Source organism: Novosphingobium sp. (genome assembly GCF_030696665.1).
In the GTDB taxonomy this organism is placed as follows: domain Bacteria; phylum Pseudomonadota; class Alphaproteobacteria; order Sphingomonadales; family Sphingomonadaceae; genus Novosphingobium.
This window is the reverse complement of sequence record NZ_JAUYRV010000030.1, coordinates 33,694-56,411: the sequence shown is the minus strand read 5'-3', so window position 1 is coordinate 56,411 and position 22,718 is coordinate 33,694. Positions and strand designations below refer to the sequence as shown.

Sequence of the window (22,718 nt, the reverse complement as noted above, 5' to 3'; positions counted from 1 at the left end):
TGGGCACCTCCATTTACCGGTCAGATTTGACAGCGCAGGCGTGATGACGGCGCACTGACCTCATCGCGAGTGCTGAACTGCCCAATTTTCTCGGCATTTGGGTGTGCCAGCCTGGGTATGAGGACCGGGTTCCGGCCTTCGAGGCGCAATTATCCCGCCGCCGCCCGCGTCTCGTGGAAGACCAGGCGGTGCATGTTGAATACCAGATTGGCGAGCGTAATTTTGGCCTCCGCGCGCTTGATGCCGATGGTGCGTATGAACAGGCCCATTTTGGCCTTCTGATGCGCAAAGACATGCTCGACCCGGGCGCGCACGCTGGATTTGGTCGCATTGCCGCGTCTGACATTGGCGGGCATCGGCTTGCCCTTGGGCTTCCTGCGGTGAATGCGGCTGACCCGCCCCTGGGATTTCAGCCAACGCTCGTTGCTCTGGCTGCGATAGGCGGTGTCCGCCCAGACGTCCGAGGCGGTGTTGTCGTTGGTGACGACATCGCGCAGCATGCGCCCATCGTAGCGCGCACCGTCCGTCGTCCTGCCCTTGCGGATGAAACCAAAAGCCCTGCAGATCGCGATACTGCTTTTGTAGCCGAAGCTCGGGATGGCGATATCAGCCTGCGGCCTGCCATCGGAGGTCGGGCGGGCCTTGGCGAACTTCAGCGTCCAGCGTGCATCGGTGTCCTTTTGCCGCGCCTTGGTCGGGTTGTCCGGCCAGATCTCGGCGGCGTTCTTGCCCTCCTTCACCGCCATTCGCTCGGCTTCGGTGTTCCTCTGCTTGGGCGCCGCCACCAAGGTGGCATCGACAATCTGCCCGCCCATGGGCAAATAGCCTCGCTCCTTCAACTGGCGGTCGAAATCGGCAAACAGTGTGTCGAGCGCCCCAGCATTGGTCAGCCGCTCACGGAACGTTCTGATCGTGTTGGCATCGGGCGTGGCCGCGCCAAGGTCGAAGCCCAGAAACCGCAACCAACTCAACCGGTCGCGGATCAGCCATTCCATGCGCGCGTCCGCAACGTTGTTCTGCGCGGCGAGCACCAGCACTTTGAGCATAACCACCGGGTCATACGGTGGCCGGCCGCCCTTGCCGCCGTCAGAATAGGAAAGGGTCGCAACCAATGTCGGACGGAACGCTTCAAAGTCGATGACGTGCGCCAGAACCTCCAGCGGATCACCGTCGGCAGATAGCCGCTTCATATGATCCGATAGTCCGAAAAGTCCCGATTGACGCATCTGCTGCCCCCACTGTCTGGAAGCAGTGAATCATCCCAAGCCACGTTTTGCCAGCGGTAAATGGAGGTGCCCAATTCTTCAACTACCATAGGGCCTCGGCCCCAGCAACTTGAGAGGATTTTCAATGCAAAAAGCTGAACTGAACGAGGGGGATCCTGCGTTGGGTGCGGTTTCCGAATTGAAGGCGGAACTGGCTGGTATGGCACGCCAGCTGGCGGATCTGACCGGCACCATGCACACGATCGTCGACCTGCTCGGTTCGATCCGGGCTGATGGCTGGCAGGTCCGAGCCGTTGCAGAATCTATGCAGATTTCTGCGGCCTTGGCAGCCGATGGACGTTATGCTGATCCCAAATCCTTGGCGCGCTTCAATCGTCGCATGTACAGCCAGCAGGGCGAAGATGGCGTCATTGCCGAGATATTCAGCCGGATTGGTGTTCGCGATCGCACCTTTCTGGAATTCGGGATCGGTGACGGGCGGGAAAACACCACAAGATTTCTGCTTGAACGTGGCTGGCGCGGCTTTTGGCTGGAAGGTTCACCCGGGCATGTCGATCATGCACGGGAATTCTTCCGTCCCTACATCGAATCCGGACAGCTTTCGATTCTGCAAGCCTTCATTACTGCTGAAAACATCAATGACTTGCTTGATGAAGTAGGGGTCCCTCAGGAACTCGACTACATGTCGATCGATATCGACTACAATACATCTCACGTCTGGAAGGCGGTAAATCGCACGTCACGCGTGGCTTGTGTGGAATACAACTGCACATTGCCGCCTAACGAAGCGGTCTGCGTGCCCTACAATCCCGACGCCATCTGGGATGGAACCGCATGGTATGGTGCCAGCCTGAAGGTATTTGAACAGATCGGCGCCGCAAAAGGCTTGGCTCTGGTTGGATGCGATCTGGTCGGCGTGAATGCCTATTTCGTGAAGCACGATGAAGCCCTCGGCAAATTCCGCGAACCCTTCACCGCTGAAACGCATTACGAACCTCCGCGGTTTTATTCGTTCGGTGCTCAGCATGCTGCGCCTGTAACCCCGAAGCATTGGGTGTCGGAGTAGCGGACGCAGTTATCCGCTGCCGGCAAGGCCATTCGTGGCGGTAGAATGGGGCGGTTAGGACTGGTGTTGGTCGCAAGTCACAAAGATGTCTCGGGTGATGACGTCTTGTGTTTGCGGCCCGCCAGCGACCTTCTGATCAGTCGCTCATAGCGCAGTATAAGTGTCGACTGCGAAGTCCACGTCATCATAGGCCACGGCCTGCCCCTGATCGATGATCACAGCGCGGTTGCACAACTCACGCACCGTGCCGGTATCGTGCGATGCCAGTATCATCGTCCGGTCAGCACGCTTCTCAAAAAGTTCGGCGCGGCACTTGCGGTGAAAGTTCTGGTCACCGACCAGAATGATCTCGTCAATCAGGTAACAGTCGAATTCGATTGCCAGCGAGAGTGCAAAGGCAAGGCGAGCGCGCATGCCGGAAGAGTAGGTCTTGACCGGCATCCGCAATTGCGCGCCCAGTTCGGTAAAGTCTTCAACGAAGGCGCGAATATCCGCATACTGGCGCTGGTAGATGCGGGCGATGAAACGGGCGTTGTCATACCCGGTCAGGCTACCTTGAAACCCCCCGGCAAATCCCAGCGGCCAGGAAATCGACATACTGTGCTCGATCCGTCCCGAAGTCGGCATCTCGACTCCACCGATCAGTTTGATCAGCGTGCTCTTGCCCGCACCGTTGCGGCCAAGCAGCGCGATCCGGTCGCCACGGTTCACGGTCAGGTTCACGCCTTGCAGAACCTGCTTGCGTTGGCCCGCGTGGCGGTACTCCTTGCTGACATTGCGGCAGATAATCATTCGACCGCCAGCAACCGGCGTACGCGGCGGCACAGGGGAAGGCCAACGGCGATCAACAAGGCAGAGCAAATCACCGGGTTCCAGACATCGTAATAGGCGGTCACCTTTTCACCCCAGATGCCCTTGCGCATCATTTCCATGCCATTGACGAAGGGCGAATACAGCAGGAACTCGCGCATCGAGGGTGTCAGCCATGACAGCATGTTGAAGGCGCCAGAGAAAGGAAGAACGATATAGGTGGTGACGGGTATGAACTTTTCCATCACCTCCGACACTTCGGACAATGGCGACAGCACCAAGCAGATCGAGAGGCAGAATAGCGCGTAAAGTGCCCAACCGGCAAGGAACAGCCGGATATCGGATGGAATCGGCATGTATCCGGTGGCGATCAGGATAACGCCGATGAACAGATACGCCATCATGCAGCCCAGCAGTTCGATGATGAACCGCGCAAAGATGAAATCAATGATCTTGATCTGGCGATGGTAAAGCAGGCTGCTGTTGATCGTGAATACAAGCACGCTGCGCTGCACGCCGTGGCGGAAAAGGGTCAGCGGAATATAGCCTGTAGCCGCAAAAGCCACGACGCTGATACCGTGTTCTTCCGGGCCCTTGATTACGCTCCAGAGCAGGCCGACCAAGCTGGCAAACAGCAGCGGTTCGACCATGATCCACAGGAACCCGATGTTCTGGCGGCCAAACCTGGTGGACAGTTCACGGATAATCAACGCGTGGATCACGCGAGTCTGAATCTCCCATGCATTATGCAACTTGCGCCAGCTTGCCGATGCCATGATCAATCGTCCGAAGCGTGCTCGAGAATGCCGACAACAAACATCCAGATAATGAAGTACAGGCACATTGCCGCAGCAAAAACTGTCAAGATATTCAGCAGACGGTTGGGCAGCAGAGGGCTGTCGGGCAGGTTCGGATCGACCACGCGTTCAAGGTAGAATTGCTGACGCTGCGATTCAGCCCGGGCTTGCACCAGCCCCGCATTGGCAGCGTTCAGGCTCTCGGTTGCAAATTCCTGTTCGACCAGCAGGTTCTCATACCCTCCCAGCTTGGAGGCGATACCGGTACTTGTGCCGACCACGCGGCGATCTTGTGCCGCGATCTGCACCGAGATGGCATTGATGCGGTTCTGCACGGCCGGGATCGAAGGGTTGGCAGGTGTCAGGCGCTGCATCTGATCAAGCTGCGCCATCAGGGCGGCCCGCTGCGCGATGAGCGTGTTCGAAATTTCCATCACGCTCGTGGCCTGTTTGGCCGGATCGATCACTTCTTGCTGGTTGCGGAACGATGCCAGCGCAAGGCGGGCTTCGCGCGCGCGCGCGGTCGCCAGTTCCACCTGCTTTTGGGCCTCGGCAATGCCGCGGTTCTGCGCACGCGCATTGAGCCGGTTGACCAGCGCTTCGCTCTGTTCAAGCAGCTTCTGGTTGATCGAGAAGGCATCGCGCGCCGTGTAGGCCTTGACCTTGATCACGGCCAGACCAGTCTCGCTGTCCAGCCGGGCTTCCACCATGCGATTGTAGTATTTGTACAGGTCTTCGAAGGAATTGCTTTGCAGCGGCTGCGGAAAACGAGAGAGGAAATCGATTTCGTGAGCCGAAAACCGGTTACGGATATCGGCATCGCGCTCGAGTCCCTTCAGCGCATCGCGTGATTTCACAAAGCCCAGAATTTCGTTGGTCTGCTCCTGTCCGCCAGATAGGCCGGTGGTCTGGATCAGATTGGCGAGCGATGACACCTGCGAACGCTTCTGGTCCGGGCTCTTGATGACAAAGCGGGATTCGGAAACGTAGACGTCCGAAGCAATAAAACCGAAATAGAGCGTCGCAAGCAGTGTTGGCAGGATAACCGCCAACAGGAACCAGCGCTGCTTCTTCAGCCGCTCAAGCAAAGTCGGGCCGTTTTGGCGGCCTACCGGTAAACCCGGTTCTGTCAGTTCCCGAACCGGCTCCGCATCGTCCAGCCCGGGAAATGTCTGTTCAGCATTCATAGTAAGCCTTCGCCGAGCCTTCTGTGCGCGCATGCGCCGTTGAGCAATGCAGTTGCGCTAGGCGAAGTGCCTGCAACGTGCAAGTTTGACGCCTTCGATATGGGCTGAACGGAAAGCGTCCTATCCCTTGACTGAAGTCTCGCCGCCGAAACGGGCAATAGCGTGGAAGACAACCGTGCTCAGCGCCTCTTCCGAGAAGAAACCGCCCGGAATCAGGTACTGTTCGATCAGGACACGGCGAAACGCTTCGAACGTCGCCTGATCCGGAGCGCGATGCTCTCGCCAGAAGGCATCCAGCCCGTCCTGAAAGGTGATGCCCGGAATGTCGTAGATCGCGGTGCCGAGCACGACCGCCGGAATGCCCATCGACAGTCCCAACGTGCCGCTGGTGCTGTTTATGGTGACCATGCCGAGCGAGCGTTTGGCTACCGGCACGATATCGCCGCTGGGCAGGTAGTCGATGCGGTCGGCCACGCCAAACCGCTTTGCCAGATCGCAGGCGATCTGTTCCCAGTCGCGCACGCCGTTATCGAGCGGGTGCTCCTTGATCACCAGTCGGGTGTCTGCTGGAGCATTGGCGGCAAATGAGCCGAGCACAACTTTCATCGCCTCTGCTATGCCGGCAAACGGTGAATGCAGGCGGATCTGGGCGTCGGAATCGAGCTGCAGCGGGAACAGGTAATAGGGCTGACGCGATTGCTCGAGCCGATCGAGCAATCTTTCAGCCTGCGCATCGCGCTCCTTGCGCCGTCGCAGCTTGCGCCACCAGCCCATGCCTTCGACCAATGGGTGCCAAGGGCGGTGGTTGTTCCAGTTGGTATAGTACCAGCGGGTCAGCACATCGGCCAGATTGTAGGCCAGCCCCTCGGTCGCGCGGCGGCGGAAGGATGAGGGCACTTGCGTGTGTTCAGGCGCAGGCGGCAGCTTCGCGGCCTCGGCCCGGTACCATTCGGGATCGCGCGGGAGCGAGGAATGCCCGTTCACTCCGCCTTGTTCGAACGTGACCCAATCGGGCCGGATATAGCCTTCCTCGAACACATGGACCGGGATACCGCGTTCCCGGCATACCTTCGTGGCAACCATGTGGTGATCGCGGCAATCGCCGAACAGAATCACGTCGGTGATCTGCTTGTCTGCGAGAATCTGCGCGAGCGCATCGGGCCAGTCTTCCAGCGTGCCGCGATAATCGATCCCGCCGGGCAGACGCCAGAAGAGGCGGTCTCCGCCGTTGAAGTTGATTTTGTACACGCTGTGGCCCGCTTTTAGCAGGCCTTGGCCGATGCGGCGGAAGAGGGGGCCCATGAGGCCCTGCAGCATGAGGACGCGGCGCTGGGGCCGGTTTTGGGCAGGCATGGGGCGGCTCTAGCGTCATGGGCGGGCCGGGTCGATGGGGCTTTGGAGAATTCCAACAGCAATTACATCCGGTCAGGTGTTTCAAGGAGCGGTGACATCGGCCGGTGCGGTTGATAAGGCCCGCGCATTGATGCCCATGAAGGGCCATGCGGGAAGCGGCTGACCCAAGTGTTTGCGATTTTTGCACTGATGGCCGGATCCCTGATTCTCGATGCGCTGGCCCGCCCGCGCGCGCAGGCTTTCCCGTCCACGCGCTCGCTGACGGGCGCGTGGTTGCTGTGGCTGCATGCCTTGCTGCCGTTGGGCGTTTTCCTGACCATCAGCGGAAACCTTGAGGTCTCGGCAGGGCTTTCGCTGGCCCTGATCGGCCTGTTCACGATGGTATCGAACGCCAAGCGCGCAATGCTGGGTGAGGCGCTGGTGTTTTCCGATCTTGCCTTGCTGGGCGCGGTCTTCCGGCATCCGCAGTTCTACTTTTCGGCGCTGACCCGCGTGCAGAAAGCCGTGCTGGCGCTGGCCGCGCCGATCGTGCCGGCGCTGTTGTGGTGGGTGTTCGTACCCGATGCCACGGCCCATCTGAAGGGCCTTGCGCTCTTTGTCATCAGCGCAGGGCTGTTGCGGCTGACCATGAAGTTGCCGCCGTGGAACGGCCTCGGGCAAGTTCCCGACAGCGAGGCCGACGTGCAGCGGCACGGGTTGATCCCGACCCTATTCGTGCATTGGCTGCGCTGGCGAGAGACGCGCGACCCGGCCCTGCTACCGCCCACCGCTGGCCGACTGCCAGAGTCCGATGAACTGGCCATCGTGATCCAGTGCGAATCATTTGCCGATCCGGCAAGGCTGTTTGGCGATCCTGCGCTTATACTGCCCGGCCTTGATGCGGCGCGCGATTCAGCGTGGGCCAGCGGGGTGTTGGAAGTGCACGGTTTTGGCGCGTACACCATGCGCACAGAATATGGCGTTCTGTTTGGACGGAGCGAGCAGGCGCTGGGCTTTCGCCGGTTCGACCCGTTCCTGACCGCAACGCGTGAGGCCAGTTACGCGCTGCCGCAGCGGCTCAAGCCATCAGGCTGGCGCAGCCTGTTTGTCCATCCGCACGACATGCGGTTCTACAATCGCGAAGCGATCATGACGGCGGGGGGCTTTGCCGAACTGGTCGGGCAAGAGCGTTTTGCCCCGCCCGCGCCCGAAGAGGGCCGCTATGTGACCGATGCCGCGATGGCGAACGAAATCCTGTCATTGGCGAGATCAGCGACGCAGCCGACGCTGATCTATGCGGTGACTATCGAAAATCATGGTCCGTGGACATCCGGCCCGCAGGATCACGACCTGCGCAGCGGGTATCTGCGGCTGCTGCGCAAGGGCGATGCGATGCTGGCGGCATTGGCCAAAGGATTGGCGGCATTGCAGCGGCCCGCCACACTGGTGTTCTTTGGTGACCATCGGCCAAGCATTCCCGGCCATACAAGCCCTGATGGTGCGCGCGACACGCCCTTTGTCGTGCTGCGCTTCGACCGGACGGGACAGGCGATACCTCGTGGGGCCGAGGAGCGGGAATCATCCGTGACACCTGCAGGGTTGCATCAGCTGATCCTCGACGTGTTGTTGCGAGGGGAGTGAACTGCCGTTCAGCGATCAGGCGGAGCCAGCGACCTGAGCAACCGGTCGCGAAAGAATCGCGGCAGTACCGCGACCAGCAGACGCACGATGGCAAATGGCCAAGGTACGATCAGATGCGGCTTGCCCCGCAGCGTTGCCGCCAGCACCGCCTGTGCGGCCCGATCTGGCGAGAGCATGAAGGGCTTTGGCCCCGGCACACGGTGTGCGGCGGCGGTATCGATGAAACCCGGTGAGACCAGCGTGACCGTGACACCGTGCGGACGCATGGCAATGCGCAAGGCATCGGAAAAACGCGCAAGACCGGCTTTGGACGCCGAGTAGGCAGCAGCAAATGGCAAGGAATGAAAGCTCGCTGCCGAACCGATGAAGGTGATCCGCCCCTGTTTGCGAACGGCCATGCGCTGCGCCAAGGCGGAGGCCAGTGCGGAAGGTGCAAGGAAATTGACCGAACCGAGCCGGGCGACAAGCTGGGCGTCTTCGAACAGATCCCCTTTTGCACGGGCATCACCGAGGCCTGAAGCGAACAGCGCGATGTCGACGGGCTTTGCATCGTCTTCCGCTTCGATGGCACGCAGGGCTGCATCCAGATCGCGCAAGTCGAGCGAGCGCGTGGAAACCGCGCAGGCCCCGGCGGCAAGGCATTGCGCGCCAATTTCCTCCAGCTTTGCCGAATCGCGCCCCCACAGTGCAAGGCTGGTGCCGGCGCGCGCGCAGGCCAGGGCAATAGCGCTGCCCAATTCGCCCGATGCGCCGACAATCAGAACATGGCTGAGATGATTCATAGTTCCGAAATGGAGCATGTTTAAACCTCGGTGCAACCCAGTCCGTTCATTGTGCGCTAAACTTGAATGCGGCAATGCGGAACGAAACCGGTTGTTGCTGCGTTGCGACATTGCGAGATGCCTTGTTGTAACGGTACCTCGGTAGTGTGCGACTGACCAGATTTGCGGGCAAGTTGGCCTATTCGGATTGTTTAGTTATTGACAGGCAACGTTCAGTAATGTCCAGAAAAGCAACGATGGCCGAACCTTCTTCGCACACGCAGCAAATCCAGCTTTTCAGCCACCCTTGGCTGGAGAAGTTCACGGTGATCACACCGGTGGGCTTTGCTTTGACGTGGGCTGTGCTGATGCCCTTGCTGGTGTGGTTGGCTTGGGGTTCGGCAAGCGTTCCAGTAGCTTTGGCACTGGGTGTGGGCGGCCTGATGTTCTGGGGCCTGTTCGAATACGGCATGCATCGGTATCCCTTCCACTGGGAGCCGAAAAGCAAGCTGTTGCAGAGCTTTGTCTACATCATGCATGGCAACCATCACGATGTGCCGAACGATCCCCTGCGCAACCTGATGCCCCCGATTGCCAGCATTCCGATCACCGGTGCGGTGTGGCTGCTGTTTCTGGCCGTGTTCGGTTTTGTGGGCACATGGGCCTTTGTCGGCTTTCTGATCGGCTATATCATTTACGACATGTTGCACTACGCCTGCCACCAGTGGCCGATGAAGAGCCGCATCTGGCTGCCTTTCAAACGGCATCACATGCGCCACCACTTCGGCGCGCATAAAGGCAACTATGCGATCACCGCACTGTTTCTGGACAGGGTGATGGGATCGCGAGTCGAAGCGCTGAAGCAGACGCGCTGAGCGCTGCGGCGCTTGCGACTTTAATGTCTGGACTACCACCCCGTTTTCCCTGAGCCTGTCGAGGGATGCTTGCGCCGATATTGTGCGACATGCTTCGACAGACGCAGCAGGAGCGGGTGCGGCGCGGACGAAGTTGCTTGGCGACTACGTCGGTAGGAAAGCGCTCTGATTTTTGACACCGTCATGCTGAACTTGTTTCAGCATCCATCTCGCCCATCAAACGGCAGCTGGCGGGGAGAAATGGACCCCGGCCTTCGCCGGGGTGACGATCTTACGGTGCTGAACGATTCAGATGTCGTCTTGCGCTACGATCTTTTCAGCAGATCCTGAAGTGCCGGTGCCACCACGGCAAAGTGATCGTCCCACGTAGGCGCTTGCCAGTGCGGCAGGCGCGCCTTTTGCGCCTGCCAGCGCTGGCCCTTGGCGGCATGATCGAGGATCAGGGATTTCCAGACCGGCCCGTCCAGCGGATCGACATAATCAGGCGCGGCTTTGCCCACTTCGTGATGGGCGGGGATGTCGCTGCAGATCACTGGCACGCCGACGGACAGCGCTTCGGCCACGGGCATTCCGAAGCCTTCGGCGAACGAAGGCATCAGCAGCGCAGTTGCGCCGCGCAACAAGGTGGCGAGTTGCCGGTCTGGGCAGCCGGAAATTTCCTGCACGTGGGGTTTCAGCGCAGGACAACGTTCCAGCATGTCGAGCACCTGTTCGTTCTCCCAGCCGCGACGGCCGATCACGACAAGGCGCGGAATGTCCGCTGGCGGCAGGGTTTGCGCAAGGTCGCGCCAGAGGTTGAGCAGGAGCAGATGATTCTTGCGCGGCTCAATCGTGCCAAGGCAGACGAAGTAGGGCCGATCGGCCTGGTCTGCATCTGCGGCAGGGAGAATCGTCTCGGTCCCGAGCAGTGCGACGTGCGTGGTGATGCTGCGGCCGCTTTGCACGATCCACGGCTGGAACGATCGACCGGTCGCGGCAGAGTTCACGATCACCATATCGGCGCAGGCGGCGACTGTGTCCATGCGCTGGCGATGCTGGGCAGCACCGTTGGGGCGGGCATATTCGGGATATTCGATCGGGATAAGATCGTGGACCATGCACGCAAAGCGAGCGTTTTCCGCGCCGAGAATGCGGCTGACCTTCTGATGGTCGGTCAGGTGGTGGGGCGAGACTTGCACATAGACCGGCCTTGAAGCTTCTGCGCCTTGGCGGGGCAGCTTGCGCGGCAGCAGGCGCAGCATCCACGGCAGGACTTGCGCGATAGAGCGTTGTCCGTGGCCGCCGGTTTCCTGCGTCCACCGGCGTTCGAGTTCGTCGAGGTAGGCCAGCGCAGCGGTACTATCGATCCTGCCGTAGCGCCCGGTGGGGTGGACGGCGGCGAAGGCCAGATCATCGCCGTAGAGCCGCAGCAGGCCACGGGCATAGGCCATTTCGACGCGGTCGACACCCGATGGGGTGGAATGGCGCACGCGCGAGATCAGGCGCGAGATGTCGAGGATTACCGGGCTCATCGCAGCCGTGCCATGAACTTGCCCTGCCAATGGCGCAAGGGGGCGACCCAGCCGAGCCGATTGGTGGCCTGGGCGCTGGACATGCGGGAGACCAGCACCTCGGGCGGGCAGGGCAGACCGGTGACCGGATCGAGATAGCGCGGGTAGAGGATCAACACGCCTGCGACGAGTTCATCGAGCGAAAGCTGTCGGCCGCGCCTTTCGGGAATCGGGGGAAGATCTTGCGTGAGGCCCCATCCGGCATAGAACGGCGTGCCGTGGCAGGTGACGGTGCGGCCACGCATCAGGGCTTCGAAGCCGGTAAGCGAAGTCAGCACGTGGACCGCATCAACCACATCGAGCAGCGCGGCCATGCCGCCACCGCGCACGATCCGGTCGGCATGGCGCAGCGCCTCGGCATCGGGGACCGCGCCCTTGCGGTGGCCGGCATCGACATCGGGGTGGGGGCGGAACCAGATTTCGGCGTCCGGTTCGATTGCGCGGACGCGGCGGAGCAGTTCGAGATTGGAAGTGAGGCCACCGCCGCCAGCGAGCACCGACATATCGTCTTCGACCTGGGCGGGCACGAGTACCAGCTTGCGGCCTGGTGCGCGCGGCGGGATCGGGGCAGCGGGACCGGCGGCGTATTTGCTGATTCCGGCGGCAACGATGGTTTTGCGCAGGGTGTGGGCGCGTTGGGTGAGCGCCGGGGCGAAGTGGGTGCTGCTCAGGATATGTTCGAGGTCGCTCGGACCCGAAGGATCGAAATGGATGCCGCGCGAATCGACGACGACCGATGAGGGTGGCACAAGATTGCTGCCCAGCCCGACCGAGCGGACGAAGCCATCCTCCACGCGCACGATACCGGTCTGCTGTGCAGCGGCGGCGGCGAGCAGTTGCGGCGATACGCGTGAGGGCCAGACGGCGACGTCGCCTTTCATACGGCGTGCGATCTTCAAGGCGCGGGCGGCGCTGCGCACGATGTGCAGGCGGCGGCCGGGCACCCAGAGGAAGCGGCGGATTTCGGTGCGCTTCCACCATGCCATGCCGCAGGCAGCGACGATGGCGCGATTGGCCGCAATCTCGCGCCGCCATTGTGCGAGCAGTTCGACCGTGGCGGCAAAGGTGGTGGTCTGGCCCGTGAAGGGATCGATGTAGTGGAGGGCGGCAAGGGATTCGATGGCGCGCGCGCGCAGGGCTTCGGGCGAATCGCCGGGGGCGCCGTAGGGGCCGGGGGACAGGACGGTGACCGGCACGCCGAGGATGGCGGCGATGGCCACTCGCTCATCATTGCCGTGGGCGGTGAGGTGGCCTGCGCTTTCGATGGTGGTCCACGGGTCGGATTCGTCCCAGAACGCACCGCCGACGCGCGCGGCTTGCAGTTGCTCGATTGCGGTGGCGGGCAGGTCCGCGGGCTGGCTGGCGGGAGCGGCGATGACGGCTTTGGCTTGCGGGAAGGGCGGCGCGCGCAGGAAGGGGGGCTGGCTCATGGGCGTTGATCCCAGACCGGCAGGGTCAGCGTTCCGTCGGCATCGCGCTGGATCACGCCGTAGCTGCCGGTGCGCAGTTTCAGGGTGCGCGGGGCGAGCGTGGGCAGGGCCATCAGCGCAAAGCGCGCTGCGCCATTGCTGGTGACGAGCAGGGTTGGCGGCTGATCGGGAGTCAGCGCTTCGATCAGGGCGTGCCATGCGGCAATGCGCTGGTCGGCATCGACGGTCCAGTCTGGCGGGGCAATGGCGTGTTCGTCCCACGCGGTGAGCGCGGGTTGGCCGATGCGGGCGAGGACTTGCGCTTCGGTACGGTTTTCGTCGGGGCCGTGGTCGATCTCGCGCAGGAAGGGTGCTGGTTCCGGCGTGGGGGGCGAGGGCTGGGCGGCGAGGATGGCCTGCGCGGTTTCGCGCGTGCGCAGCAGCGGGGAGACGAGCGCGCGGGCGAAGTGCCAGCCCTTGGCGGTGAGGTGCGCGCCGAGCGCTTCGGCTTGCGCGATGCCCGCGTCCGTCAGTGGCAGATCGGTGCGCGCACCGATGCGGCGGGGAGGCTCCCCGGCGGTGAAGGTGTTGCCGTGGCGGACGATGACCAGCATTGCGATTGAGGCTCAGACGGGGAAAGGATCGCCGTAGCGGGTAATGGCTTCCTCGGCCTTGGCAAGGTCTTGCGGGGTGTCGATCCCCGACAGAACGTGGGCGGGGACTTCAACTTCCACGGTATCCACGCGCAGGCCGCCTTCGAGGAAGCGCAATTGTTCGAGGCCTTCCAGCGCTTCGTAAATGCCGGGCGGGGCGGCGGCGAACCAGTCGAGCGCGGCGAGCGTGTAGCCATAGAGGCCCAGGTGCTGCCAGACCGGGGACAGCGGTGAAGCGGCGCGCAGGGCAGCCTCGTTGCGCAGGGCAGGGATCACCGATTTTGAGAACCACAGCGCGCGGCCATCGGCGGCGCGGGCGCAGGTCGTGCCGCTGAACGGTACAGTTTGCTTGTGCGCGCGCAGGCGATCAAGCCTCGGCCAGTCGAGCGCGTAGACGGGGGTGGCGACGTCAGCCGTTCCGGCACGCAGCGTATTGAGAAGGCCTGCAACGATGGCGGCCGGAATGAACGGGGCATCGCCCTGCAGGTTGATGACGCGGGCCGGAGGTGATGAAAGCTGGTGTGCAGCGGCGTGGGCACGCAGCGTGCCGGAATCGATATCGTGCGCGGTCATGGCGCAGGGCACGCCAAGTGCGGCGGCGTGGTCGGCAATGCGATGATCGTCCGTGGCGACCACGATCGAGCAGTTGCCAGCCTGCGCAGCGGCGACGCGGGCGATGGCGACCACGCGTTCGAGCAGGGAACGGCCAGCGATCGGCAGCAGTGGCTTTCCGGGAAGGCGCGTTGATCCGAAGCGTGCGGGGACGACGATTAAGTCAGGTACTTGGGAACTGCCGATGCGGTCAGACAATGCCGGTCCTTATGACGTCGTGCATGTGTACTACGCCCACGACCTTTCCTGCGTCTTCGACAAACAGGACCGAGACCGCGTTTTCATTCATGATGCGCAGGGCTTCTGTGCAAAGAGTGCCCGGGGGTACGGTCACCGGATTGGGCGACATGTGCAGTTCGATACGGTCCTGCAGATCATGAACGGCAATGCAGCGCCGCAAGTCCCCATCGGTGAATACGCCGAGAAGCCGGTCCCCGTCATCGACCACGGCGGTTGCACCATAGCGTTTGCGGCTCATTTCGATGGTGGCGAGGCTGAGCGTGGCGTTGCGACCGACCTTTGGCACAGCACCGTCAATGCCCATGATCTGGTCGACGATGCTCAGCTTTGCGCCCAACTTTCCACCGGGATGGAACACTTTGAAATCCGAAGGACTGAACCCGCGCGCCTCGATCAACGCGACTGCGAGAACATCGCCCAGCACGATCTGGAGCGTGGTGGAGGTGGTTGGCGCAAGGTCATTCGGGCAGGCTTCGCGCACAAGCGGGAGAGTCAGGCAGATGTCTGCAGCGTATCCGGCAGTGCTTTCTGCCGACGCAGTGGCAACGATCAGCGTCACACCGAAACGATTGCAGTATTCGTAGATATCCTTGAGTTCGCTGGTTTCACCCGACCAGGTGATGGCGAAGACAACGTCCTTTTCGGTGATGAGTCCAAGGTCGCCGTGGCTCGCCTCACCGGGATGCAGAAACAGCGCTGGTGTGCCGGTGGAACGCAGCGTTGCGGCAATTTTGCGACCGATATGGCCGCTTTTGCCCATGCCGCTGACGATCACGCGACCTTCGGTGCGCGCCATAGCTGTGATAGCCCGGTCAAGCGCGCCGCGAAAAATCGGCGTGTCCAGATAGGCCTTGAGTGCCTCAAGGCCCTGAATCTCGGTCTCCAAGGTCTTCAGCGCAGAATGCGTATAGCTTGGTGTAAGATTGCCGGCGGTCATCCGAATTTTCGTAGCTGCCATGTGACACCTTTTCCACTCACGATTTTTTGCCCGAGACGGCAATGAACCCATATCGCAATTCACGCTTGGCAATTGCCGACATCCCCATACAGGGGCTAAGGGCGCGTGTATGTGCAGTGCAGCACATTGATTGACCCACGGTGAATAGCGCTTGTTTGCGCCGCAGTAGGAAAGAGAATGCTCCTTTTTGGTAGAGAAATCGGTGGCGCATCGCCGTTGTTCATTATTGCTGGTCCCTGCGTCATCGAAAGCGAGCACCATTCCCTTGGTGTTGCGGAGCACCTTGCGAAAGTTGCAGCAAAGCTTGGTATTCTGCTCTTCTTCAAGAGTTCGTTCGACAAGGCGAACCGTTCATCAGACAAATCGTTCCGTGGGCCGGGCATGGACGAAGGTTTGCGCATTCTGGAAAAGGTCCGCGCCGAAACGGGCCTGCCGGTGCTGACCGATGTGCATGAGCGTGAGCAGGTTGCCGCCGTGGCGCAAGTGGCCGACGTGCTGCAGACCCCAGCGTTTCTTGCGCGGCAAACCGATTTCATTGCGGCGGTGGCCAGCTCTGGCAAACCTGTAAACATCAAGAAAGCCCAGTTCATGGCCCCTGCCGATATGACGCAGGTGGTGGCCAAGGCGCGCAATGCTGCGTCTGCTGCAGGGCATGATCCCGATTCCTTCATGCTCTGCGATCGCGGCACCTCGTTTGGTTACAACACGCTGGTTTCCGACATGCGGGGGCTGGCAATCATGGCGCAGACCGGCTGTCCGGTGGTGTTCGACGCGACGCATTCTGTGCAGCAACCGGGCGGGCTTGGCGAACGGTCAGGCGGCCAGCGCGAATTCGTGCCGTTGCTGGCGCGGGCGGCAGTGGCAGCGGGTGTTGCCGGGGTGTTCATGGAAACACATCCCGACCCGGACAAGGCTCTGTCGGACGGTCCGAATGCCTTGCCACTGGCAGACTTCGAACCGCTGGTGGCGCGGTTGCTGGCGATTGACGCTGTGGTCAAGCAGGGGTAACCGGCGACGAAGCCGGGGGGCGGAACGATCAAGAGTGTGCCTTTGCCATGAGCCGCTTCGGCAAAATACTGCTCGCCCCCGTTTGGACTCTCCAACTCCTTACCGGTGCCAAGAGTTTTCTCGACAATCCGTTGCTGGGTTCTGTCGCGCTCAATCAGCGCGGATTGCATCTGTGGCGCGTCAAGTTTGCTGCGGCGCTGTGCAACTGGCGCAGGCGGCGGCTGGCGCGGCACGTTAGGCCGGACTGGCGCGACGCGTTTGACCGGGACGGGTTCGTTGCCATTCCTGAAATCGTGCCGCCGGAAGACTTTCCCGCATTGCGCAAGGCGATCCTGTCATTTGCGGCACCGGTACGCGAAATGCGGCAGGGCGATGCAATCACCCGGCGCATGGCGATTGACGGGCCGATGCTGAGTGCCATTCCAGCCTTGCGGCAGGTGCTGGACCGGCCCGATATTGCGGCTTTGCTGCACTATGTGGCCAGCTTTCGCACCACGCCGCTCCACTATGTCCAGACCATCGTCAGCCATGTGGACGGCAACGAGCCGGATCCGCAGGAAGCGATTCACGCCGATACGTTTCATACCTCGCTCAAATCGTGGCTGTTCCTCAATCCGGTGTCGGTGGCAGATGGGCCGTTCACGTATGTGCGCGGATCGCATCGCTTTACGCCTGAGCGATTGGCGTGGGAGCGTGAGCGCAGTCTTGCCGACCCCACGGTGATCGACCGCCTTTCGGCAAGGGGATCGCCTCGCGTTTCGTCCGAAGCGCTTGCGGCCATGAAACTGCCAGAGCCTGAAGCCCTGGCGGTTCAAGGCAACACGCTGGTGGTGGCCGATACGGTGGGGTTCCATGCGCGAGGCGCGGCCTACCAGTCTGGCGAGCGGGTGGAAATCTGGTCCTATGCGCGGCGTAATCCCTTCCTGCCGTGGCTGGGCGGCGATCTGCTGAGCCTGCCCGGTGTTGCCGAGCGCCGTGTTGGCTGGCTCTGGGCGCTGCGGGACCGGTTGGAAGCGCGGATCGGGCAACCGTGGAAGCCTGTGGGCACGAGGACACCGACCGACACGCACTGAAAGTGCCGGGAATTCAGTCTTGCCCAAAAAGGGTGGGTTGTCTGCGTAATGTTATCTTGTCACATGATGGGCTGCTCGCTAAGAGGCGTCCAAGCCGCCGACGCAAGCGGCTGTGACCGTCTGACACTCCGCGAAGGACATGATTTCAAATGCGTTTGTTCGCCCTTTTCGCCGGTTCCGCAATTGGAACCTTGGCCATTGCGCCGCTCGCTCTGGCCAATGACGCGCCATCACCTGCGGCAACTGCGGACACATCGGTCGATGCGCAATCGGGCCGAGCGGGCGATGGGCACAGCTTTCCTTCGACCGAGATCGTGGTGTCCGCGCCTTATGCGCGCGACCGGCAGACGGTGGCGTCTGCCGTTACCGTGCTTCAGGGCGATGACCTGCAATTGCAGCAGCGTTCGACCATTGGCGAGACGCTGGCGCGGCAGCCGGGGGTTTCGTCGACGTTCTTTGGCCCCAATGCCTCGCGCCCGATCCTGCGCGGGCTTGATGCAGAGCGCGTGCGCGTGCTGACCGACGGGATCGGCAGCTTTGACGTTTCCAACACCTCGGTCGATCATGCCGTGGCGACGAATGCGCTGCTGGCGGACCGCATTGAGATCCTGCGCGGCCCTGCGGCGCTCCTCTATGGTTCGGGGGCCATCGGCGGGGTGGTGAATATGCGCGACCTGCGCATTCCGCGTGAGGTGCCCGAAGCGGGGCCGCATGTGGATGCCATGGCGGGCGTCGCTTCGGCGGCGGAAGAGCGCAACATCGCGGCCTCAGTCAACGCTCCGCTGGGTGGCGGGTTTGTGGCGCATGTGGACGGCAGCTTCTTCGAATCAGGCAATTACCGCACCGGCGGCTTCGTGTTCAGCAAGGATCTGCGCGATGAAGCGGCGGAAGAAGGCGGCGAGGTGGCCGACGAGGCGCAGGCGCGCGGGCGGCTTCCGAACACTGCCGCACGCACCTGGGACGTTGCCGGCGGGCTTGGCTGGATCGGGCAGGACGGTGCGAACTTCGGCTTTGCGGTGAGCCATCTGGAAAACCGCTATGGCATTCCGAACAACCTCGACCTGCCGCATGAAGACCATGACGAGGCGGCAGAGGCCGGGGAAGAAGAAGGCCACGGCCACGAATCGGACATCACACTGAACATGCGTCAGAACCGCGTCGATGTGCGCGGCGCGGTTCCGCTGGGCGGCGCGTTCAAGGAACTCAAGCTGCGCGGCGGCTGGGCCGATTATCGCCATGACGAGATCGAAGCGACCGGCGAGATTGGCACGAGCTTTTTCAACAAGAGCTGGGAAGCGCGGGCGGAACTGGTGCAGGCCGCACAGGGCGGCTGGCAGGGCGCGAGCGGGGTCCAGTATTTCAGCCGCAATTTCAGCGCGGTGGGCGAAGAGGCCTATATCCCCGCCAACGAAACGCGGCAGATCGGGCTGTTCACGCTGCAGGAGTTTGATCTGGGCGTGGCGCGGCTGGAAGGCGGTGCGCGTTATGAGCATGCCAATGTGAAGTCGGATGTGATCGGGCGCGAGCGCTCGTTCGATTCGGTTTCGGTATCGCTGGGTGGCTCGGTCGATCTGGGCGGCGGCTTCCGCTTTGCATTGAGCGGCGCGCGCAGCGAGCGTGCGCCTTCGGCCGAGGAAATGTTTGCCAATGGCGCGCACGCGGCCACCGGCGCGGTCGAGATCGGCAATCCCGATTTCCGCAAGGAGCGCCAGATCGGTGCCGAAGCGGTGCTGCGCGGGCGCGGTGACGGCTGGCGGGTGGAACTGGCGGGCTTTATCAACCGCTTCGACAACTACATCTTCCTCAACCCGACCGGAGAGGAACAAGAAGACCTGCCGGTGTTCCAGTACCAGCAATCCGATGCGCGCTTCTATGGCTTCGAAGTGGAAGGCGCGGTGACGCTGGCGCAGATGGGCGATACGCGCATCGAGGCTACGGGTCTGGTCGATTATACCCGCGCCGATGTGCTGAATGGCGGCGGGGCCGTGCCGCGCATTCCGCCGTTGCGCCTGATCGGCGGGTTGCAGGCGGGCGGTGGTGCTGTCGGTGGCCGGGTTGAGGTGGAACATGCTACTGCGCAGCGCCGCATCGCTTCGTTCGAAACGGAAACGCCGGGGTGGACGATGGTCAACGCCAGCATTTCGTGGAAGCCCTTCGGTGCGGACTCGCAGACCACGCTGATGCTGCAGGCCAACAATATCTTCGATGTGGAGGCGCGGCGGCACACCAGCTTCCTGAAGGATGTGGCCCCGCTGTTCGGGCGTGATTTCCGGCTGAGCGCGCGGTTCAGCTTCTGAGGCTGGCGGTTCACCCATCGTAAAGCTGGCCGCGCGCAGATTTTGCGCGTGGGGCACGGACGGCGAGGTGATCTTATGGCGAAAGCATGGTTGGCCGGGCTGCTGGGCGTGGCGGTCCTTTCCGTTGGTATCGCGCAGGCGCAGCCCAGTGAGCGGCTGCGCGAACGGATAGCCAAGCGCATGGAGCAGCGCGCGCAGGGCGAGGGCCAGCAGCGCCGTGCACCCGGGGCACAGACGCTGAGCTATGGCAGCGATCCGGCACAAGTGCTGGACTTGTGGGTGCCCAAGGGCGCGAAGGCCGCGCCGCTGGTGCTCTATGTCCACGGCGGCGGATGGAAGCGCGGGTCGAAGGACACCGCGATGGGCAATGCCCTGCCGGGGCATCTGGTGGGGCAGGGCTATGCCTTCGCCTCGATCAACTACCGGCTTGTGCCTGCGGCCACGGTGGAGCAGCAGGCCAGCGATGTGGCGCAGGCGCTGGCCTTCGTTCTGGGCAAGGCGGCGGGCATGGGCATCGACCGCAGCCGCGTGGTCATCACCGGCCACAGCGCGGGCGCGCATCTGGTGGCGCTGGTGGGCACGGACGAGCAGTATCTGCGCAAGGCGGGGCTATCGTTTGCCGATGTGGACGGCGTGATGCCCAACGATGGCGCGGCTTATGATGTGCCCAAACAGATGGCGCAGGCGGGCCGGTTCATGATGGACACCTACAAGCAGGCCTTCGGCACCGATCCGGCGCGGCAGAAGGCGCTTTCGCCTGTGTTTCACGCCGCCGCGCCGAACGCGCCGCGCTTCCTGCTGCTGCACGTGCAGCGCGAGGATGGCGTGGCGCAGGCGAACGAGCTGGCGGCGGCCCTGAAACGTGGCGGATCGAGTGTGGAAGTGGGCAGCTTTCCGGGCAAGGGCCTGCAGGGCCATGCCGAGATCAACCGCAAGCTGGGCGAGCCGGACTATGCGGCGACGCCGGTGATGGATGCCTGGTTGAAGGAGGTGTTTGGGGGGTAGATTGGTTGATCATTCTTCCAACAAACCTCCCGTCGCCCCGTGCTTGACTTCCCTTGCGACCTCACGTTTGACTGGACCTTTGCGACCAGTAGTATCCGGTGGTGGAAGTGCCGCAGGGCGACGTCGAAAGATAGCCAAGCCCCGTGTCAAGCACGGGGCGACGAGAATTCACTGATTAAAAACGTGTTTAACTCACGGTGTCGGCATTTGCACCGGCGGCGGCGGAGCAAACGGAGGCACGCCACGCTTACCCTTGCACCCAACAGACGGTGGTCGTCCGTCGGCATAGCGAACGCACTCCCGCATTTCATCCGGGAACCATTTGTTTTGCTCGAGAGCGAAAGTTAGCGCTGTATTGGCCAAAGCTTGGGCAAATAGTCGTTCGGCTACGTTTGACGGTAGATTTTTGCTATTTGGATCAAGCTTCCTAAAGGAGAGAGGATGATCCTTGCACGCTTGTTCAGAGCGGAATGTGGCCTCTGCGACGCCCTTGCCAGTTCCACTTGAAAACGCCGGATCAGCGTAGGCTGCTCCTTCGACACATTTTGCATAGTCGATGGCATTCGGCAATGTATCAGGGTTGAGCGGGTATTTGGCATCCCGGCCCAAGTACAACCAAGCCAACACAACGCGCTGCTTGAAATCATTTAGAGAAACAGCGTCAGGGCCGACTTTCTCCAACGGTATTCTGGCTTCTTCGAGACAACCAGTTAAGGCAGCTTGATCTTTGCTAGAAGCAGCGTCGATGCAGGTGAGAACCGGTGCCATCTTCGCCACTTCGGGCAGTAGCGACGGTCGTGGTTTGTCCTTAGCTTCAGCACAAGATGCCATCGCCAATGCAATCGAGCCAATCTGCAGAAATCGCGAAACTCGCATAAGTTTTTGCACCTTATCGGCAAACCCACTCTGAGTGTGGGTCCCACTCCCCGTTCGCCGCCAACACATGCGTACACCCCAGCCCCCCTGCGCGAGCCGCATCCGTCAACGCCGCAACCGTGCGCCAGCCAATCGAACGCAGCCGCGCCGCCTCGTCGCGGTTGTGGCCCAGCGGGAGGAACAAGCGGTCTTCGGCGGGTTCGCTGGCGGAGAGGAGGTCGATCAGGGCGTCGGGGTAGAGCGAGAAGCCGGTGGCGACTTCGCCCTCACCGGCACCGTCGATGCGGTAGGTGCCGCCGCGACCGACCGGGCCGCGCACGCCTGCGGCATAGAGCGTGAAGCCGAACCAGGTCTGGTATTCGAAGCCGTGGCGCTCGCTGGGGTCGAGCGTGAGGCGGGCGGTGCCGTTCAGGCTGGCGGCGATTTCGCGTAAGGCAGTGATGCGGCTGGCGAGCGCTCCGCCGGCATCGATGGCGAAGAGCTTTTCGATGGCGCTGTCGAATTCGCCGGTGGCGTAGAGCAGGGGCACGTAAGCCTCGCCGCCCACATCGCGCAGGCCGCCTGCGTCCTTGGTATCGAGTTCGCGGCGCACCGCCTCGATCTGGCCAGGTTCGAGCGGGAAGGCCTTGGTGGCCAGCGTATCGACCAGATCGGGCAGGGTGAAATCGACGCTGACGCCGGAAATGCCGGTGGCCTGCAGCGCTTCGACCGCGAGCGAGACGATCTCTGTGGCAGCGGCGACATTGTCTGCGCCGATCAGTTCGGCCCCGCACTGCAGCTTTTCGCGCGCGGGGTTCAGCCCGTCGCTCTTGATGGTGAGGACTTGCCCCGCATACATCAGGCGCAATGGGCGCGCGGCTTCGGCAAGGCGGGTTTGCGCGATGCGGCCGATCTGCGGGGTGTGGTCGGACCGCAGGCCCATCATCCGCAAGCTGGACGGATCGGTGAAGCGGAACATGCGGCGGGATTGAATGCCCGCCATGCGTGTGGCGAGGCTCTTTTCGAACTCGATCATCGGCGGCAGCACACGGTCATAGCCGTGGCCGTGCATCACGTCCTGAAGGCTGCGCATCACGCGCGTGGTGGTTGCTGCTTCGCGGGGCAGGCGGTCTTCGAGGCCTTCGGGCAGGAGGCTGGAATCGAGGTCGGTCATGGGTTGCGCGCTTAGCTTGAACTTGGCGGCGTGTCGATGAAGGGGTGTGGGAGTTCTACGATTCCGTCATCCTGAACTTGGTTCAGGATCCATCGTGCCGAACAGGCGGCCGCTTCCGATGAGAGATGGACCCTGAAACAAGTTCAGGGTGACAATTGTAGATAGAAAAAGGGGGCGGGCGCATTGCTG

Annotated in this window: 20 protein-coding genes; 7 read left to right on the top strand and 13 right to left on the bottom strand. The window is 62.2% G+C overall.

The features are described from left to right. Window positions 1-149: 149 nt before the first annotated feature. Window positions 150-1,226 (bottom strand): IS5 family transposase, encoded by a 1,077-nt coding sequence (locus tag Q8R81_RS08170; protein ID WP_305616932.1) that lies wholly within the window; start codon window positions 1,224-1,226, stop codon window positions 150-152. A 124-nt stretch (window positions 1,227-1,350) separates the two neighbouring features. Here Q8R81_RS08170 and Q8R81_RS08165 point away from each other — a divergent pair, with 124 nt between their 5' ends. Beyond that, on the top strand, window positions 1,351-2,292 hold the full coding sequence (locus Q8R81_RS08165) for a hypothetical protein (RefSeq protein ID WP_305616931.1): 942 nt from the start codon (window positions 1,351-1,353) through the stop codon (window positions 2,290-2,292). 144 nt (window positions 2,293-2,436) lie between these two features. On the opposite strand, the gene Q8R81_RS08160 is transcribed toward Q8R81_RS08165, so the two are convergent. The 4 genes from Q8R81_RS08160 to Q8R81_RS08145 form a co-directional block, all read right to left on the bottom strand. Then, a complete protein-coding gene (locus tag Q8R81_RS08160) occupies window positions 2,437-3,084 on the bottom strand; it encodes an ABC transporter ATP-binding protein (protein WP_305616930.1) in 648 nt (215 codons plus the stop codon). Then, the gene (locus Q8R81_RS08155; RefSeq protein ID WP_371135335.1) at window positions 3,081-3,824 is read right to left on the bottom strand and encodes an ABC transporter permease; all 744 of its coding nucleotides are present in this window, start codon (window positions 3,822-3,824) and stop codon (window positions 3,081-3,083) included. The genes Q8R81_RS08160 and Q8R81_RS08155 overlap by 4 nt, the downstream gene beginning before the upstream one ends. Before the next feature lie 56 nt (window positions 3,825-3,880). Beyond that, a complete protein-coding gene (locus tag Q8R81_RS08150) occupies window positions 3,881-5,086 on the bottom strand; it encodes a capsule biosynthesis protein (protein WP_305616928.1) in 1,206 nt (401 codons plus the stop codon). A gap of 120 nt (window positions 5,087-5,206) precedes the next feature. Continuing rightward, on the bottom strand, window positions 5,207-6,388 hold the full coding sequence (locus Q8R81_RS08145; RefSeq protein ID WP_371135334.1) for a capsule biosynthesis protein: 1,182 nt from the start codon (window positions 6,386-6,388) through the stop codon (window positions 5,207-5,209). A 240-nt stretch (window positions 6,389-6,628) separates the two neighbouring features. On the opposite strand from Q8R81_RS08145, the gene Q8R81_RS08140 reads away from it, so the two are divergent. After that, complete coding sequence (locus Q8R81_RS08140) at window positions 6,629-8,059, top strand: LTA synthase family protein (RefSeq protein WP_305616926.1); 1,431 nt, start codon at window positions 6,629-6,631, stop codon at window positions 8,057-8,059. Between the two features lie 8 nt (window positions 8,060-8,067). Here the strand turns inward: Q8R81_RS08140 and Q8R81_RS08135 are convergent, their stop codons facing one another. After that, window positions 8,068-8,841: an SDR family oxidoreductase gene (locus Q8R81_RS08135; protein WP_305616925.1), complete on the bottom strand. Its 774-nt coding sequence runs from the start codon at window positions 8,839-8,841 to the stop codon at window positions 8,068-8,070. Between the two features lie 236 nt (window positions 8,842-9,077). Between Q8R81_RS08135 and Q8R81_RS08130 the strand changes: the two genes are divergently transcribed. After that, a complete protein-coding gene (locus Q8R81_RS08130; RefSeq protein WP_305616924.1) occupies window positions 9,078-9,695 on the top strand; it encodes a sterol desaturase family protein in 618 nt (205 codons plus the stop codon). Between the two features lie 305 nt (window positions 9,696-10,000). Here Q8R81_RS08130 and Q8R81_RS08125 read toward each other — a convergent pair whose 3' ends face one another. The 5 genes from Q8R81_RS08125 to Q8R81_RS08105 are packed head-to-tail and all read right to left on the bottom strand — an operon-like array spanning window position 10,001 to window position 15,096. Continuing rightward, complete coding sequence (locus Q8R81_RS08125; RefSeq protein WP_305616923.1) at window positions 10,001-11,206, bottom strand: glycosyltransferase family 1 protein; 1,206 nt, start codon at window positions 11,204-11,206, stop codon at window positions 10,001-10,003. Beyond that, entirely contained in the window at window positions 11,203-12,675 is a 1,473-nt protein-coding gene (locus tag Q8R81_RS08120; protein WP_305616922.1) for a beta-3-deoxy-D-manno-oct-2-ulosonic acid transferase, read from the bottom strand. The genes Q8R81_RS08125 and Q8R81_RS08120 overlap by 4 nt, the downstream gene beginning before the upstream one ends. After that, window positions 12,672-13,268: a histidine phosphatase family protein gene (locus Q8R81_RS08115; RefSeq protein ID WP_305616921.1), complete on the bottom strand. Its 597-nt coding sequence runs from the start codon at window positions 13,266-13,268 to the stop codon at window positions 12,672-12,674. The genes Q8R81_RS08120 and Q8R81_RS08115 overlap by 4 nt, the downstream gene beginning before the upstream one ends. Window positions 13,269-13,280: 12 nt before the next feature. Beyond that, a complete protein-coding gene (locus Q8R81_RS08110) occupies window positions 13,281-14,117 on the bottom strand; it encodes a 3-deoxy-manno-octulosonate cytidylyltransferase (RefSeq protein ID WP_305616920.1) in 837 nt (278 codons plus the stop codon). Next, window positions 14,110-15,096: an SIS domain-containing protein gene (locus tag Q8R81_RS08105; protein WP_305616919.1), complete on the bottom strand. Its 987-nt coding sequence runs from the start codon at window positions 15,094-15,096 to the stop codon at window positions 14,110-14,112. Before Q8R81_RS08105 ends, Q8R81_RS08110 begins: the two co-directional genes overlap by 8 nt. Window positions 15,097-15,294: 198 nt before the next feature. On the opposite strand from Q8R81_RS08105, the gene kdsA reads away from it, so the two are divergent. The 4 genes from kdsA to Q8R81_RS08085 all read left to right on the top strand — a co-directional run bounded on the left by kdsA (window position 15,295) and on the right by Q8R81_RS08085 (window position 20,500). After that, window positions 15,295-16,125, top strand: a complete 831-nt coding sequence (gene kdsA, locus Q8R81_RS08100) for a 3-deoxy-8-phosphooctulonate synthase (RefSeq protein WP_305616918.1) — start codon at window positions 15,295-15,297, stop codon at window positions 16,123-16,125. 47 nt (window positions 16,126-16,172) lie between these two features. After that, window positions 16,173-17,198, top strand: coding sequence for a phytanoyl-CoA dioxygenase family protein (locus Q8R81_RS08095; RefSeq protein WP_305616917.1), 1,026 nt, complete (start codon window positions 16,173-16,175; stop codon window positions 17,196-17,198). A gap of 149 nt (window positions 17,199-17,347) precedes the next feature. Beyond that, the gene (locus Q8R81_RS08090; RefSeq protein WP_305616916.1) at window positions 17,348-19,495 is read left to right on the top strand and encodes a TonB-dependent receptor; all 2,148 of its coding nucleotides are present in this window, start codon (window positions 17,348-17,350) and stop codon (window positions 19,493-19,495) included. 75 nt (window positions 19,496-19,570) lie between these two features. Further along, window positions 19,571-20,500 (top strand): alpha/beta hydrolase, encoded by a 930-nt coding sequence (locus Q8R81_RS08085; RefSeq protein ID WP_371135333.1) that lies wholly within the window; start codon window positions 19,571-19,573, stop codon window positions 20,498-20,500. Between the two features lie 192 nt (window positions 20,501-20,692). Here the strand turns inward: Q8R81_RS08085 and Q8R81_RS08080 are convergent, their stop codons facing one another. Next, a complete protein-coding gene (locus Q8R81_RS08080) occupies window positions 20,693-21,388 on the bottom strand; it encodes a hypothetical protein (protein WP_305616915.1) in 696 nt (231 codons plus the stop codon). A gap of 1 nt (window position 21,389) precedes the next feature. Next, complete coding sequence (locus Q8R81_RS08075) at window positions 21,390-22,529, bottom strand: ATP phosphoribosyltransferase regulatory subunit (RefSeq protein WP_305616914.1); 1,140 nt, start codon at window positions 22,527-22,529, stop codon at window positions 21,390-21,392. Window positions 22,530-22,718: the final 189 nt, after the last annotated feature.

Coding starts and splice junctions, on each gene's coding strand:
- Q8R81_RS08120 (WP_305616922.1), bottom strand. CDS start 12,675: ATGAGCCAGCCCCCCTTCCTGCGCGCGCCGCCCTTCCCGCAAGCCAAA.
- Q8R81_RS08125 (WP_305616923.1), bottom strand. CDS start 11,206: ATGAGCCCGGTAATCCTCGACATCTCGCGCCTGATCTCGCGCGTGCGC.
- Q8R81_RS08170 (WP_305616932.1), bottom strand. CDS start 1,226: ATGCGTCAATCGGGACTTTTCGGACTATCGGATCATATGAAGCGGCTA.
- Q8R81_RS08145 (WP_371135334.1), bottom strand. CDS start 6,388: ATGGGCCCCCTCTTCCGCCGCATCGGCCAAGGCCTGCTAAAAGCGGGC.
- Q8R81_RS08150 (WP_305616928.1), bottom strand. CDS start 5,086: ATGAATGCTGAACAGACATTTCCCGGGCTGGACGATGCGGAGCCGGTT.
- Q8R81_RS08085 (WP_371135333.1), top strand. CDS start 19,571: ATGGCGAAAGCATGGTTGGCCGGGCTGCTGGGCGTGGCGGTCCTTTCC.
- Q8R81_RS08095 (WP_305616917.1), top strand. CDS start 16,173: ATGAGCCGCTTCGGCAAAATACTGCTCGCCCCCGTTTGGACTCTCCAA.
- Q8R81_RS08115 (WP_305616921.1), bottom strand. CDS start 13,268: ATGCTGGTCATCGTCCGCCACGGCAACACCTTCACCGCCGGGGAGCCT.
- Q8R81_RS08090 (WP_305616916.1), top strand. CDS start 17,348: ATGCGTTTGTTCGCCCTTTTCGCCGGTTCCGCAATTGGAACCTTGGCC.
- Q8R81_RS08165 (WP_305616931.1), top strand. CDS start 1,351: ATGCAAAAAGCTGAACTGAACGAGGGGGATCCTGCGTTGGGTGCGGTT.
- Q8R81_RS08160 (WP_305616930.1), bottom strand. CDS start 3,084: ATGATTATCTGCCGCAATGTCAGCAAGGAGTACCGCCACGCGGGCCAA.
- Q8R81_RS08130 (WP_305616924.1), top strand. CDS start 9,078: ATGGCCGAACCTTCTTCGCACACGCAGCAAATCCAGCTTTTCAGCCAC.
- Q8R81_RS08140 (WP_305616926.1), top strand. CDS start 6,629: ATGGCCGGATCCCTGATTCTCGATGCGCTGGCCCGCCCGCGCGCGCAG.
- Q8R81_RS08105 (WP_305616919.1), bottom strand. CDS start 15,096: ATGACCGCCGGCAATCTTACACCAAGCTATACGCATTCTGCGCTGAAG.
- Q8R81_RS08135 (WP_305616925.1), bottom strand. CDS start 8,841: ATGAATCATCTCAGCCATGTTCTGATTGTCGGCGCATCGGGCGAATTG.
- kdsA (WP_305616918.1), top strand. CDS start 15,295: ATGCTCCTTTTTGGTAGAGAAATCGGTGGCGCATCGCCGTTGTTCATT.
- Q8R81_RS08075 (WP_305616914.1), bottom strand. CDS start 22,529: ATGACCGACCTCGATTCCAGCCTCCTGCCCGAAGGCCTCGAAGACCGC.